This is a genomic window from Streptococcus sobrinus DSM 20742 = ATCC 33478, from assembly GCF_000686605.1.
Lineage (GTDB): Bacteria > Bacillota > Bacilli > Lactobacillales > Streptococcaceae > Streptococcus > Streptococcus sobrinus.
In genome coordinates this window covers 100718-115316 of record NZ_JMLC01000001.1, presented here as the reverse complement: position 1 = coordinate 115316, position 14599 = coordinate 100718, and the positions used below count along the sequence as shown (strand labels likewise).

The following is a 14599-nucleotide window of genomic DNA, read 5'->3' as shown; positions in this document are numbered from 1 at the left end:
CCTAAATCCTGTAAATCCGACCTGAAGTCTGTACTTCCTGATAAACTTCTGCCAAGCTCAAGTCCAAGTACTTACTGATTTCGTATTCATCGGTCGTTTGAAATTCTTTCAGCAAATCTTTAAAGGTCCCAACAAATTTTGGTAGGCCCTTAGACAAAAAAATCAATTTATCAAAGATTGCTAAATTTTCAGTATTGTGGGTGATGACTACAATGGCCTTGTTGGCTGTCTGAGCAAGGATTTTCAAGGTCCGCAAAAGGTTGCGGTCACTGAGAGCATCCAATCCGCTGGAAGGTTCATCCAAAACAAAATAAGGGGAATCACTCAGCAATTCAATACCGATACTGACCCGCCTTTTTTGTCCCCCACTTAATTCGGAAATTTTCTTATTCCAAAACTCACTCAATCCCAGATCCCTAGCAATTTCTAGCGGAAGCGATTTGCGCTCAGCCTTGGGATGGTTTTTCAAATTACCATCGGCATATACCTTGAAAATCTCTTTTACCTTGAGGTAATCCCGCAAAAGATTCTGCTGGGGAACATAACTCCAGTAATTTTTTCCTGGCTTTTGCGAACGACCGTCTTCCAGAATCTGGAATTCCTGACAGGTCGGCTTGAGCTGTTCCAAAAGAATTTCTGTCAAAGTTGTCTTACCACTTCCAGAAGAACCCAGAATACCGACAAGTTCGCCCGTTTTCAGGTTAACATCCAAGTCATGAAAAAGTAGGTCTTGATTTCCCTTGTATTTAAAACAAATATGTTTGAAGGTAATTTGGTGTTGCTGATTCATAACATTCCTCAATCATCTAACAAAAGACGCAAGCAGACAATAATCGCAAGTAAAATAGCAAGGACGGTCAAGGGCCATTGGAAATAAAGGAAAGTAAGAGCTAAAAGCCAGCCCAATACTGCTGTCAAAAGCCAGCTGAGCCAAATCTTACTGGATGCTGAATTCTCGACCGGCTCCTCTTCTTCCTCCCAGTCCCAATCATCAAGGGAAGGAAACTGGACCTCTGCCTGCCGTGTTTTTTCCTGACCGGCTAGTTTGGCTCGTTCTGCCTTAGCTATGACCTGAGCAAGCCGTTGGTCATAATTATTCTTACTATCCTCATTTAAAAAGCATCTTTTGGCCTTTTCTAAGGCTTCCAGTAATTGTGCATCATCCGGTCGAGAACGGTTTAGAGCCTCACGACTCCCTAGTTCCTCAACCAACTGCTCAACTGAGCGGTAATTAGCGTTCGCAGACCGTCTCGGACTAACCTTCCGAGTTAATTCTGCTAAATAAGGGATGGACAAACCAGTTTCCCTATCAATTCCTCGATAAAAATCAATCATTGGACAAATTTATCATAAACTACCTTCAGGTCGGACAGGTCATCTTCGACAAAATAGCTTTCGCTATCAACTTCAGTATTTATTCGGTAACGATTAATCATTTGACCAGTTAAACCGTCAAAGACACCGATATGAACCATCTGCTCTGTATCAAAGGCAAAGCGGATTTGAGCAATTTTTTCATCCTTGCGACGAGGAACAGCCAGCTGTTCCCGAATTTCTAAAATAGGCTTAACACTAAGGGGATTTTCGTAATTTCCTTCGGTAATACGCACTCGAAAGGTGTCCTGACCATCGGCAACCGCATAAATATCATAGTTCTTAAGAGTAGGAATTGGCGTATTTCGAGCAACGACTACCTTATTAAAGAAATCACCAACAAAAGGATACTCTTTTTGAGGAGATTTCTTCAAGAGCATACCCAGCCCCTGGGAAGTAATATCTCTAATCACCACCTTACCCGACTGGGTCGCTGTCGATTGGCCGTCCTGTTCTTCTTCAAAGCTTACGGCATCATTGGCAATAAGATTAGCAATAATGCTAGCACCTTCGGCAACAATAGTATCTGGATTAATGCTATAGGTAGGGTGTTGTCCAGACATTGCTTCAATCGCTTCTCGAACAAGAGGCATTCTAGTCGAACCACCGACTAAAAGAATATGATCCAATTCGTCCCAACTAATTTTGGCTGCCGACATAGTTGATTGAACCTTAATCATGGTATCTTTGAGCAGGTCAGCAATCTGTTGGCGGAATTCCTCACGAGTGATTTCCACGCCGAAGGCACCTTGATCTGTATAGGTTTCATAAAAGGCGACTTCATCAACCGAGAGAGCAATTTTAATTTTTTCCGCCTGATAACGTAATTGCAATTTTTCCTTGGCAGACAGCATGGTCATATTAAGCCCTTGTTCCTCAAGTTTAGACTCAATAAATTTGACCAATCGTTTATCAAAATCAATGCCACCGAGGCGGTGGTTCCCATCCGTTGCCAATATATTATAGTGGTGATTATCAACGTCCATGACAGTGACATCGAAAGTTCCGCCTCCCAAATCATAGACCAGAACCTTGCCACTAATGCCCTTCTCATGAGCGTAGGAAATTGCAGCAGCGGTTGGTTCATTAATAATCCGTAAAATATTGAGACCAGCTAAGCGACCGGCGTTCTTGGTAGCACGTCTTTGCTCAGAAGTAAAGTAAGCAGGAACTGTAATGACGGCATCATGAATAGGGGACACCCCCAATTCCATAGAAACAATATCTGCTCGCTTCTTAAATTCGTTAAGAATCAAGGCTGACAGGATGATGGAATTAACCCTGACATGATTAGGAGCTTCACTTTCAACATCACGGGCAATATCCCGCTTAAAATCCTGTTTAAAATAGTCAATAATCCCTGAATTAAGACCGCGATTAACCGCTGATGACCCAAAAAAGACTCGAGATTTCCCATTGATATCTGAAAAATACAGGGCCGATTGTAAAAGGGACTGATCATTAGCCCCCATAGGAATAATTTCCGGCTTTTGGTCTGAATTTTTTACAATAGCCATTACCGAATTTGTAGTTCCAAGATCAATTCCTAAAGCATACTTCACTGACTTCCTCTTTCCTACTAGCCTATTTCAGATAAATTTAGACTAACTAAAAAATTTCGTAATCTCATTATAACACGAAAAATGAGTCTGGGACAATAGTCCCCAGGCTCATCTTTTATCGGTTTAATTTCTTTTAACGCCGTAGGCAATGGTGCTGTAGAAGTCACCTAGCTGCTAAAAGTAGCCGATGACTAACGGCAAACACCATGGTGTTTCTCTAGCCAGCTCATTTACTACGACAAAACTATAAGAGCAATAGTTTTATCTTCATCTTGTGTTAACTTTTAATGCAAGACAGCCAGCAAAGCGACGGGAAAGTCCTTGTCTTTCAAGGGATAGGTTAAACAGTCTCCAAGACTTTTAACCAAATCAATATCAACCGTATGGAGGTAGAAAAAAATAGTCTGGAAATAGACTACTTTTTCTTGCGACACGAAGCCTGACCAGGCGATAATGCTGGGCTAGCCAAGTAAAGTAAGAGAAATAGAGAAGGCCACCTCAATGATTGTCGTCAATCTTCCTTAAAATAAGGAATGAGGTAAGTTGATGACTTCGCTACGGCAATTTCTGTCCTATTCCACCTCACCTTATTTTACGGTATCCTCTCGACTGATATTCTGCGACTCACCGTTTTTTCCTGTGATAATGTAATCCGAATAGCTAGAATAGGTATCATCATAATCATCGCTAGAGCTTGACTTGGACTTACTGCCTTGATAATCAACCTTAGCAGACCATGAAACCTTATCCTTGATATCACCCGATGATTTATGATCGGAATCATAAGCATAGTAGAAATCACAAACTACGTTAAAATTGACTGTATAAGACTTGGCACTGGTTTGAGTGACACTAGTTACATCAACATCGTTAAAGGTGACACTATCAGCTTTACGATTTTTAGCATTGATGGTATTGGTATCAATCATGTCCTTAAGATCTTTATACATGCCATTGTCCGACCCACCCTGGAAAACATCAGTCAAATTATCTGGGGTCGTATTGTCCACCGCATAGGTCTGCATCTTGCCGTAGGCTGCTGTAATCAAGTCATCAGCCGTATCGCGATCCAAGATACCATCAGCGTCCAAATTTAGACTATCACCATCACTAATATCCTCAATGGAAGTCGTTTCTGATTTGACACTGGTTCCATCGCTAAATTTCTTCTGAACATAGACCGAAGCACTGTCAGTCACCGCCAACTTGGAAGCCGAGTATTGGCCGTTTTTCATGGTGCCAATCTTCTTACTACCGACATAGACATCCCCATCCGTCAAATTACTATTTAGGGTGAAACTGAGGTACTTCACATTGAGTGTGACCTTCTGAGACTCCTTAGAACTGCTAGAAGAAGCTGATGTATCTAGAGGAAACTTCTTTTCTGAGCTGACTTCGAGACTTTGGCCATTAACCTTACCAGAAGCCACGAAATCATAAGTCCCAGGATAGAGACGTTCCAAGGTCGTGCTGTACTTATCACTATCAGAGGTCTTAAAGTCAACATCATTGATTGAAATCTTCAAATCCTTGGTATTGGTAGAAATTTCAGCCTTGGCTGGCTTGACAGCTACCTTCCACTTAGGAAAGACCAAGTATTCTCGGCCAACCTGAACCATATTTCCATCTTTCATCAAATCAGACTTATTGGTGTTTGACAAGACCTTAGACTTATTAGTATATTTCAAATCAGCATTGGAAATAGGCTTTTTATTATCGGACCAAACTTCGTATTCCAGTTGCTTATTGAAATCTTTACCTGCTACTTGTAAATAGCGTTCAGCAACAACTTCTCTTGAATAGTAGTGACTACCGTAGATAATAGCACTAATCAAGCCAATCGCCAGCAGGCTGGCAAAAGCAATGGCAAATTTTTTCCAACGGGCCATCCGAGGTTTAACTGGCTTGGGAGTTGAATTCAAGAACTGATTAACACTGGTCAAATCAAAACTGGCTGCTTTACCGACTAAGAATTCTTCCGGCCGCGGCTGGCGGCCAACGTATTTTTCAAAAGCTGAAATCCAGGCATCCTGTCTGGACTGGTCGAAATCATCCTCAGACAAATCCTTGGGATGGGTCAAATCACTTCCTAAACCGCTAGCAGAGAACTCCTGATTAGCTACATTATCATTGATAAACTCTTCTTTTGCATCATCACCAGCCTGAGTGACTTCTTGAGCACTTGCAACGGCCCCACCATCCTTCTCAATACCAGCAATGCGACGAATCTCCTTAGGTGAAAAGTCAGTTTCCTTCCCCGCCATGAATTCTTGCGGGCTAGGCTTACGACCGACAACATCTTCAAATAATTCTGTCCATCTTTCTTTCGTAGCCATAGTTTTCCTATTCTATTTTTTAGTCATCATAGTCACTGTCATAATCGTCATAGTCGTTACTGCTATTTCCATTATGGAAGACATCATGAATTGAGTCAAAGCCCGAACGGAAGCTTGCAGAAACTGTCTTGTTAAGACCAATCATAAGTAGAGCAAAGAGTAAGGTAACAGCCAAGGTTACGTAGAAACTATTGATTTTACCAAGATTAAAGTCAAGATTCTTAACAAGCGATAAGAGAATCATGGCAAAACCAATCACGAAAAGGGTCATCATAATTACCGCAACAATATGCACTGAATCAAAGGCGTTTGAGTAATTACCTTTTTGACCAAGTTGAGTCAAAACATTCAGAGGTCGCAAGTCTTTATCTACACCATATTCATAGAAAATAGTGGCAGCCTTTTTTGTGATTTTACCAGGAATAAACCAAGTAACAACAAAGATCAGTAAGTTAAGCACCAGAATAATTGGTGTATATGAGAAATATTGACCGACCTTGGTAAAGAATCCCTTGTCCTTATCCTTATTGAAAAAAACCGGAACTGCCGTTAAAACGGTATAGAAAACGAAGAAGATTAGAAGAATTAAGAAGGTCTTCAAAACACCAAAGTGACTTGAAACAGACTGATGATAAGTATCCTTAAAAGTCCCACTTCGGTAAGATGGAAACGAGTAGGCCATCAACAATCTACGGAAAAAGTTTACCAAGCCCCAAGCTACAAACCAAGAAGCCAATCCAATAGTTATCAAACCAAAGATAGGATGTCCTTCTTCTGCCTTAGCTTGCGGGTTGACAAAAGCCTTGCCAAACCAAGAGAAATAACCTGTAAAGCCCTTTTTGAAAGCTTCTGCTTGTGGATTGGGCTGCTTAGGTGCCGGAGCCATAACAGCTTGAACCTGTCCGTCAGGACCTTGTTGGTAGTAAACCTGTTGCTGAGGTTGAACAGTTTGACCTGCTTGGGCAAATTGCGGATTTGCTTGAGCTTGAGCAAATTGATTTGCTTGAGGGGCGGCTTCTGGAGCACCGGCAACTTGTCCAGCCACTTCTTGCGCACCTGATGTGACTTGCTCAGCCGCTTGTTGAACTCCAGCTACTTGCGGATTTACAGCTTGCGCCTGTGTAGGATCCGGTGCTACTTGAGCTGCAGGTTCCTGAGGCGCAGCTTGAACTGGAGCTGCTTGGTCTGGTTCCGGAGCGTCCGCAACATCGTCAGCTGCAAAGTCACCCGTCGCAAGCGCTTGAGCAATTTCTGCATCCGAAGGGGTTCGACCATTGATGGCCTCAAAATATTCAATCCAATCCTGTTTGTTCATGTAATTCTCCTTATCAATTTAAGCCCAAGACCCAAGCTTCTTTGAACTAATACGAAAAATGGCAGAAACAGCCATCAATCACAGGGGTAGTTCAAATAAACATTGGTTCTATTCAGCTTTCTTTTAGAATACTCATCTATTGTACTATAAATTTGGCCACAGAACAATATCAATTTTAGATAGAAAACTTGATATATCAAGCTTTTTTACTAACTGCACAAGCGCCTAATAAGGACTGGACGAGGCATCAGATAGCACTAGAGTACTGAGAAAACATCCATATTTAATCGGAACTCTTAAAACTTTGAAATCAACGATTCTTTGTCCCAACCAGAACTTCTTCAATGATAACACAAAGAAAAGGCAGTCGATTTTACTGCCTTTTCAGAGTTAGCAAGAACCGTAGTTGAACTGACATTTTAATGTCTCAGTTCAACTTTATCAATCACGACACGCAAAAAGGGAAGCCGATGTTGCTTCCCTTTTGAAGTTAGTGAGGGAGATAGGCAAGGCACCAATAGTGCCTGCCGTAGTTCTAATAAGAACTTTAGTTCTTATTAGACTGTCTCAATCAGGCCTTCAGATATCTGCGGATAGAAATCATGGAACCGATGGAACCAATGACAATTCCGACAATGAAGAGCCCTCCAATCAAGTAGTAAAGATAGGGATTAATTGGGTAAAGGCCCAGATTTTCTGCAGCAAGGTTAGGATTGATGCGGGTCCAAGCCATATTGTAGAGATAATAGACAATCAAGGATGGCAGGATGGCTCCTAAGATACCCACCCAGGCCCCTTCAAAGAAGAAAGGGGTTCTGATATAGGAATTTTTAGCCCCAACTAAGCGCATGATAATAATATCATCCTTACGAGACATAATGGTAACCCGAATGGTATTAGAAATCAGGAAGATCGCTACCAGAATCAGTAGCACAGTTCCTGCCAGACCCCAGGTCCGGATTTTACCAACGATGGTAGTCAGGCGGTCGGTATCAACCCCGCCATAATTGGCATCATTAACCCCATCAATAGATTTGATTTTTTTGGTAATAGCCTTCATTTCCTTAGCAGACTGGACCTTGACAATGTAAGCATCAAAGAGTGGGTTGGAACTTTCATCATAAGACCAGGCATTACCGTATTGCTTTTGCAAATCGGCCAATTGGTCCTTCTTGCTGGAGAATTTGAGTGATTGGACTCCATCAACCTCTTGAATTTGATTCCAGACATTGTGGTAGGTGTCGTTGTGACTGCCATCTGACTTATTCTCATAAGGGTCAATGGAATTGGTTTCCAAATAGACATTGATGGTCAGATTATGCTCCAAATCATCCCCTAATTTATTGACATTAAGGAGCACAGCGACGAAAATCCCTACCAAGGTCAGGGTAATCGTGACTGACGAAACCGCTGCAAAGGTCATCCAGCCTTGGCGTTTGAGGCTGACAAAGGATTCTTTTAAGTGACGGAAAAAGTTTCTAATCATCGTAACCGTACTCTCCTTCCTCTTCGTCACGGACCAAACGGCCATCCTCAATAGCTAGGACCCGATGCTTGTGGGTATTAACAAGGCTGCTGTTGTGGGTCGCCATCAAAACAGTCGTTCCGCTTTCGTTGATGCGCTCCAGAAGCTGCATAATTTCTTCGGAAATCTCTGGGTCCAGATTGCCTGTTGGTTCATCAGCAATCAAGACTTTTGGATTGTTGACCAAGGCTCGAGCAATAGCGACCCTCTGCTGTTCCCCTCCAGATAATTGGTTAGGGAAGGAGCGTTCCTTATGCTTGAGTCCAACTAGACTGAGGACTTCCTTAACTCGTTTTTTAATATAACGAGGTCTTTCGCCAATAACTTCCATGGCAAAAGCAACATTCTCATAAACCGTCTTATGGTTGAGCAATTTATAGTCCTGGAAGACAACGCCGATTGAACGACGCAGAATGGGAATCTGCCGTTTCTTAATCTTGTTGAGACGGAACTGTCCTACCTTGATAGAGCCTCGGCTGGCTTCTTCTTCACGGTAGAGCATACGAATAAGGGTCGATTTCCCTGCCCCTGACGGCCCGACAATGTAGACGAATTCGCCATTCCTGACATCTAGGGTAATATCACGCAGGGCAGTCGAACCATGGGAGTACTTCTTTGAGACCCGATTTAGTTCAATAAGTGCCATTTAGTTTCCTTTCGAAATAAAGATATAAAGCCCGTAAAAGGTAATGTAATCTAGGCAATCGACAGAAAATCCTGATTTTCTAGGTGATTGGTCTTTTTTACACAGCCTTTAGGGCGTATTCAATTGAGCAGTTTCATTAAGTGCTAAAGCACTTGTTCAACTACGAGATTTTCTAAGGAAAATCTCTAGCTCACTTACTAGTTTCTGTCGGTCGGTATTGTCGACCGACCATACAGAAACGTCGCAATTAACAAGATACAATGGTTTTAGCCTGGCTTTCCTGTTTCTTGGTTCAAGGAAGACACACGGAAGTTGCTATCGGCAAACTTCCTGTCTTCCTTACTAACTTCACAAGTAAGCTATTATCAAGTTTACTTGCTCCACGTCGCAGGATTCAAGGTCCACTGGACCTACTTCGCTTTCCAATTTCTAGGCTCGGGATAAAAAGGTCCACTGGACCTTTTTATTCCTCCAATCGCCATTTGAGGTAGGCATCAATAAAGCCGTCAATATCGCCGTCCATAACCTTATCGACTTGGGCGACTTCATAGCCTGTCCGGTGGTCCTTGACCATGGTGTAGGGGGTAAAGACATAGGAGCGAATTTGTGAGCCCCAGGTAATTTCTTTCTTATCACCCTTGAGGGCTGAAACTTCCTCTGCCTTCTTCTCCTGCTCCAATTGGTAAAGCTTAGCCTGCAACATCTTCATGGCTCGGTCACGGTTACCATATTGGGTCCGGTCAACCGTTGATGCTACAACAATTCCTGTTGGGATGTGTGTCAGGCGGACACCGGTCGAAACCTTATTGACATTTTGGCCGCCGGCACCACCCGAGCGGAAGGTATCCATTTTAAGGTCATCATCGCGAATATCAACCTCAATGCTATCATCCAATTCAGGCATAACCTCAACCGAGGTAAAGGAAGTATGACGACGCTTAGCGGAATCAAAGGGTGAAATCCGCACCAAACGGTGGACGCCCATTTCTGACTTTAGAAGACCATAGGCGTGGGGTCCCTCAAAAGAGAGGGTGACCGACTTGACGCCAGCTTCGTCTCCCGCCTGATAATCCAGAACTTCAACCTTGAAGCCCTTGGCGTTACCGTAGCGTTGATACATCCGCAAAAGCATATCGCCCCAGTCTTGGGCCTCGGTACCACCAGATCCGGGATGAATTTCCAAGATGGCATTGTTATTGTCATAGGGCTCAGATAGGAGTAAGGTCATCTCATAGCTGGTCATCATCTTGTCCAGCTTGGCCAGAGTCTCTTCTAGGTCTGCTTGAACGCTGTCGTCTTCCTCCAGCATTTCCAGATAGAGTTCAGACTCTTCTGAGAGTTCTTCCATCTGATTGAAGGTGTCATAGGTCTGCTTGAGCTCATTGAGTTCCTGAGAGGTCTTTTGGGCAGCAATATTATCATCCCAAAAATCCGGCTCGGTCATCTTATTTTCCAGGAGGGCAATGTCCTCCTCCAGACGATCGAGGTCAAAGAGACCTCCTGAAGCTAGTCAACTTCTCTTGATTTTCTACTATTTTTTGGCGGATTTCAGCCACTTCCATATATTCTCTCCAATCTTTGGTTTTAGGCCTGACTCTTTGGATAGAGCCCGCCAGAGTTCTTTTATTTTATCATAAAGCCCTTAAATTTGCCATTTGTCACAAACCAGTTGCCACTCTTGTCGGGCTGCGTCTTCCTGAGGATCCAAATCCTGCATATAGTCCTTGATGGCTTGGTCTGGTTTCTTGACAATTTCTCCCAGAGCCCAAATAGCTGTCGCTGTGTGAATGGGATTGTTATTTCTGTCGATAATTTCCATCAGCTTGACGATGGCATTTTTATCATGGGCATTGGCTAGGGCAATAATGGCATTGCGTTGGAGAATATTCTTGCCCCGCCAAGAACCAGCAATTTCGCCAAATTTCTTCTTGAAATCGCTGTTGGATAATTCTAAAAAAGGCAAAAGCTCAGGCCAAGCCAAATCAGGATCAATCGGAGTTGCCAGAGGATTCTGAATCCCTTTATTGTAGGGACAGCAGATTTGACAGATGTCACAGCCGTAGATGACCGTCTTAATTTTCTTCCGAAATTCCATGGCCATCATGCCCTTGTCCTGAGTTTGGAAGGACAGGCAGCGTTTGGCATCCATAGAACCATTGCCCAGCAAACAGGAGGTGGGACAGGCATCCAGACAACGGCGACAGTCGCCACAACCATAATCAACTGGACTGTCAGGTTCAATCTCCAGATTGGTAATCAGCTCGCCCAGAAACATATAGGAACCGTATTCCTTGGAGATAACGAGACCGTTCTTGCCGATAAAGCCAATCCCCGCCCGTTTGGCTACTGCCGTATCAATCAGGGCACCGGTGTCCACCATGGCCTTGTGCTCCAAAGGAAATTCAGCACAGAGCTCCTCAATTCCTCGGGCTAGGCGATTGAGCTTGTCATTAAGGACATGGTGGTAGTCTAGACCCCAGGAGTTTGGAGTAATTTTCCCTCGCTTGTATTGGGTCTTGGGTGGCTGGGTCGGCAATTGCCGAGGATAGGCCACCGCAATCGAAATGATGGTCTTGGCCGATGCCAGACTAAGCTTAGGGTCAATCCGCTCCTCAATATTTTTATGCTCAAAACCAGAATTTCTACCCTCTTCAACTGAAGCCCTCAGGGATCTTTCCAAATAAGCAAAATCCTCGGCCGTGGTAAAACCGATTTTCGAAATGCCAAGATTTTTGGCTAATTTTTGAATCTCTGCCTTAATATCCATAAGTCTATCATAATGCAAAAAGGGGAGGCTTTCAAGGGGCAACCATTATAAGTTTATTAAGCCCCGCTGCACCAGATTTTCTGCTAGAATAGAGCTATGACAAAACTTGCAATTATAAGCGACCTCCACATCGACCTCAATCAATTCAGCGACTTTGAAAAAGAGACCCTGCTTACCATTCTTCAGGAAACTGGAGTCACCCATCTCCATCTGGCCGGTGATATTTCCAACCACCACAAGGACATCTCCCTGCCCTTTATTGAAGAGCTGAGAAAATCGCTCGAGGTCACCTACAATCTGGGCAATCACGATATGCTGGACTTAAACGATAGTGAGATCGACCAGCTGGATTTTCAGGTCTACAATCTAGGGAGTCGCCAGCTCCTAGCCTTTCATGGCTGGTATGACTATTCCTTTAGTCGGGAGCCGACAGACAAGATTCTGCGTCTCAAGAAAACCTTCTGGTTTGACCGCCGTCTCAACCGTCAGGAGTCTGACCCTGCTACCACGCAAAAGGTTCTAGCTAGATTGGAAGACCTGCTCCAGCACCTGGATACCAGCAGACTCATTGTGGCCATGCACTTTGTTCCTCATCAAGACTTCACCATGACCCATCCCAAATTTGCCCCCTTCAACGCCTTTCTGGGCAGCCAAAAATTTCACCAAATCTTTGTTAACTATGGTGTCAGGGATGTGATCTTTGGTCACGCCCATCGCTCCTACGGCGACCAAACCATTGAGGGGGTCACCTACCATTCCCATCCCTTGGGCTATATCAGAGAATGGGATTTGACCATCAACTTTGTCTCCAACCACCCAGAGCTTAATCCCAGTGGTACTTGGAATCTCTCCAAACGCTACAATTTGGTCCGAAAGAGTCCCGATTACCAAGCCTACAAAAAAAAGCAGTTCCAAACGGAGCTGCTCAAGTCCATGACCATATTTGGCTGCTAAGGATCACAAACGTGGTCCTTTTAAAGTGCGGACGCAAGAAAACTCCTGACAAAGATACCGAGCCCTTAAGTACCACAAAGGAGAAAGTATCAAATTGTTCGTTTTGATTTTAACTCAGTATAAAAAATGAAATAGGCTAATTAGCCCGCCAATTGGATTCTTGCCCTTTACATGAGAAACTAAATTCCTCTTACCTATCGCCACTCGGTTTCCTATCCACTTTATGCTACAATAGCACTAATGATTACATAGGAAGGAAAGCACCATGTCACTATCTTTTAGAAGTCTCTTGCGAGAATCTTGGCAAAATTTGCGGAAAAATTTTTGGACCTACCTGCTGACTGCCCTGATTTTGCAGGTCTTTCTGGCCTACCTGGCTAAGGGGTTGCTGTCTTTTGTCTTTAATCGGGTTGTCGGTTTTGCTGGCATTATCAGTCTGACGCCAAATACCTGGTCAGCCATCGCAAGCCACCCCCTGGCCCTGATTTTTTTCTTGCTCTATCTACTAATTTTGGTTGGAGTCATCTACCTAGAATTTGCCATTCTAACCATTACCATAGCTAAGACCTACCAGCCTCTTTCTATCCGCCAAATCATCGAGGGGCTTCCACAAAAATTAAGGGGGCTCTGCGGCCCCCAACTGCTGGTCTTTCTCTTTTACCTATTTTTGATGATTCCCTTAGCCAACTATGGCCTAAAATCAAGTTTATTGGCTAACTTTAAAATTCCTGATTTCATCTCAGGAGAACTAATGAAATCTAATTCTGGTAAGTTAATCTACTTAGTCAGCCTTATCGTAGTAGCCTACCTCAATCTTCGCTTCGTTTATTTTCTGCCCCTCTACACCATCAGTAACCGCAAACCAAGTCAGATTTTAAGAGAATCCTGGAAACTGACCAAGGGGCGACAACTCAAGGTTTTAGCTATCTTTGGCTTCTACAGTCTCCTAGCCAGCCTCCTTCTCCTAATTATCTACAGTGGGACGATTCTTGTTTTCGGTTGGCTAGATTATTCTGGTAATAATCTCCTGCTAGAGACTGCCCTCTATAGCCTGATGCGAGCGGTCAATTTTGTTTTCATCGTCGGTCTCAAATTCATTTTAATGATTGTTCTAACCAGTCATCTTTTGAGCCTGGAAAAATTTCAAAAAGACCTGCCCTATCAATCAAAATATGACAAATCTTGGGTTTTCCCAAAATGGATCCGCCTCCTTCTGCCGATGACACTCCTAGCCTGGCTGATTTCTAACGGACTCTCTCTTTATCTCCTCCAAACCAATCCCAATGCTCTGATGATTGCCCATCGGGGAGATGTTAATCACGGTGTGGAAAATTCCATTACAGCTATGCAGGCTGCTCACAAGGCTGGGGCCGATTATTCCGAGATGGATGTCGTCATGACTAAAGACCATCAGTTTGTAGTCAGTCATGACAATAATCTCAAACGGCTGACTGGGATAGATAAGAATGTTTCAGATTTAACACTAGCCCAAGTGACTAAACTCAAAACCAGGCAAAATGGTTATAGTGATCATATCGCTTCCTTGGATGAATTTATGAAGGCCGCCCAGGCCTGTCATCAGAAGATTGCTATCGAATTAAAGCCTTACGGCCATGAACCCAGCAACTATGTTGATTTATTTATCAAGAAACTCAAGGAACTAAAGGCTGTCCAGGGGAATAAAATTATGTCCATGAAACTGCCTGTGATTGAGGAGATTGAAAGAAAACTTCCCCAAGCCGACACCGGCTATCTAGTTTCCCTGCAATTTGGTCCTTTCTCTGCTCACAAGGTTGATTTCTACGCTATCGAGGAATTCTCCTATAATGAGGTTGTCGCCCTGTCCGCCTATCAGCAAAAAAAAGACCTCTATGTCTGGACTATTAATGATGACACGCTCCTGACTCGCTTCCTTCAGTCTCCAGTCAATGGCATTATTACCGATAAACTTATTGAGTTTCAGGATGAAAAAAAGGGGATGAAAAATCACAACAGCTACCTTGACCGAGTCATCAGACTTTTAAACATCGAATTCGCTAAAGACTGATAAATTTTTTGAGCATTAGAAAAACGACCTTTCACAAATAAAGGTCGTTTTGATTTATCAAGCTTAACCAGTC

The 14599-nt window shown here is 43.4% G+C and carries 11 protein-coding genes; 2 read left to right on the top strand and 9 right to left on the bottom strand.

Annotation, left to right across the window (positions count from 1 at the left end; translation table 11 throughout):
* Window position 1 precedes the first annotated feature (1 nt).
* The 9 genes from BS63_RS0100565 to queG form a co-directional block, all read right to left on the bottom strand.
* A complete protein-coding gene (locus BS63_RS0100565) occupies window positions 2-790 on the bottom strand; it encodes an ATP-binding cassette domain-containing protein (RefSeq protein ID WP_002962989.1) in 789 nt (262 codons plus the stop codon).
* A gap of 8 nt (window positions 791-798) precedes the next feature.
* A complete protein-coding gene (locus BS63_RS0100560) occupies window positions 799-1335 on the bottom strand; it encodes a hypothetical protein (protein WP_002962991.1) in 537 nt (178 codons plus the stop codon).
* Complete coding sequence (locus BS63_RS0100555; RefSeq protein ID WP_002962994.1) at window positions 1332-2936, bottom strand: Hsp70 family protein; 1605 nt, start codon at window positions 2934-2936, stop codon at window positions 1332-1334. The genes BS63_RS0100560 and BS63_RS0100555 overlap by 4 nt, the downstream gene beginning before the upstream one ends.
* A gap of 587 nt (window positions 2937-3523) precedes the next feature.
* Complete coding sequence (locus BS63_RS0100545) at window positions 3524-5272, bottom strand: zinc ribbon domain-containing protein (RefSeq protein ID WP_002962996.1); 1749 nt, start codon at window positions 5270-5272, stop codon at window positions 3524-3526.
* A gap of 19 nt (window positions 5273-5291) precedes the next feature.
* Entirely contained in the window at window positions 5292-6587 is a 1296-nt protein-coding gene (locus BS63_RS0100540) for a hypothetical protein (protein ID WP_002962998.1), read from the bottom strand.
* Window positions 6588-7158: 571 nt separating this feature from the next.
* Window positions 7159-8073 carry a permease-like cell division protein FtsX gene (gene ftsX, locus BS63_RS0100535; RefSeq protein ID WP_002963000.1) on the bottom strand — a complete coding sequence of 305 codons (915 nt, stop codon included), beginning with the start codon at window positions 8071-8073 and terminating at the stop codon, window positions 7159-7161.
* Complete coding sequence (gene ftsE / locus BS63_RS0100530) at window positions 8066-8758, bottom strand: cell division ATP-binding protein FtsE (protein ID WP_002963001.1); 693 nt, start codon at window positions 8756-8758, stop codon at window positions 8066-8068. The genes ftsX and ftsE overlap by 8 nt, the downstream gene beginning before the upstream one ends.
* Window positions 8759-9221: 463 nt before the next feature.
* Window positions 9222-10320 (bottom strand): peptide chain release factor 2 gene (prfB, locus tag BS63_RS0100525; protein WP_100206272.1). Its coding sequence is split into 2 segments (ribosomal slippage): window positions 9222-10247 and window positions 10249-10320, totalling 1098 coding nucleotides; the frame shifts between segments, so codons are not numbered across the junction.
* An 80-nt stretch (window positions 10321-10400) separates the two neighbouring features.
* Entirely contained in the window at window positions 10401-11525 is a 1125-nt protein-coding gene (gene queG, locus BS63_RS0100520) for a tRNA epoxyqueuosine(34) reductase QueG (protein WP_002959440.1), read from the bottom strand.
* A gap of 96 nt (window positions 11526-11621) precedes the next feature.
* On the opposite strand from queG, the gene BS63_RS0100515 reads away from it, so the two are divergent.
* Both BS63_RS0100515 and BS63_RS0100510 read left to right on the top strand, forming a co-directional pair.
* Entirely contained in the window at window positions 11622-12479 is an 858-nt protein-coding gene (locus tag BS63_RS0100515) for a metallophosphoesterase (RefSeq protein ID WP_002959441.1), read from the top strand.
* Window positions 12480-12744: 265 nt separating this feature from the next.
* Window positions 12745-14526 (top strand): glycerophosphoryl diester phosphodiesterase membrane domain-containing protein, encoded by a 1782-nt coding sequence (locus tag BS63_RS0100510; protein ID WP_002959442.1) that lies wholly within the window; start codon window positions 12745-12747, stop codon window positions 14524-14526.
* Window positions 14527-14599: the final 73 nt, after the last annotated feature.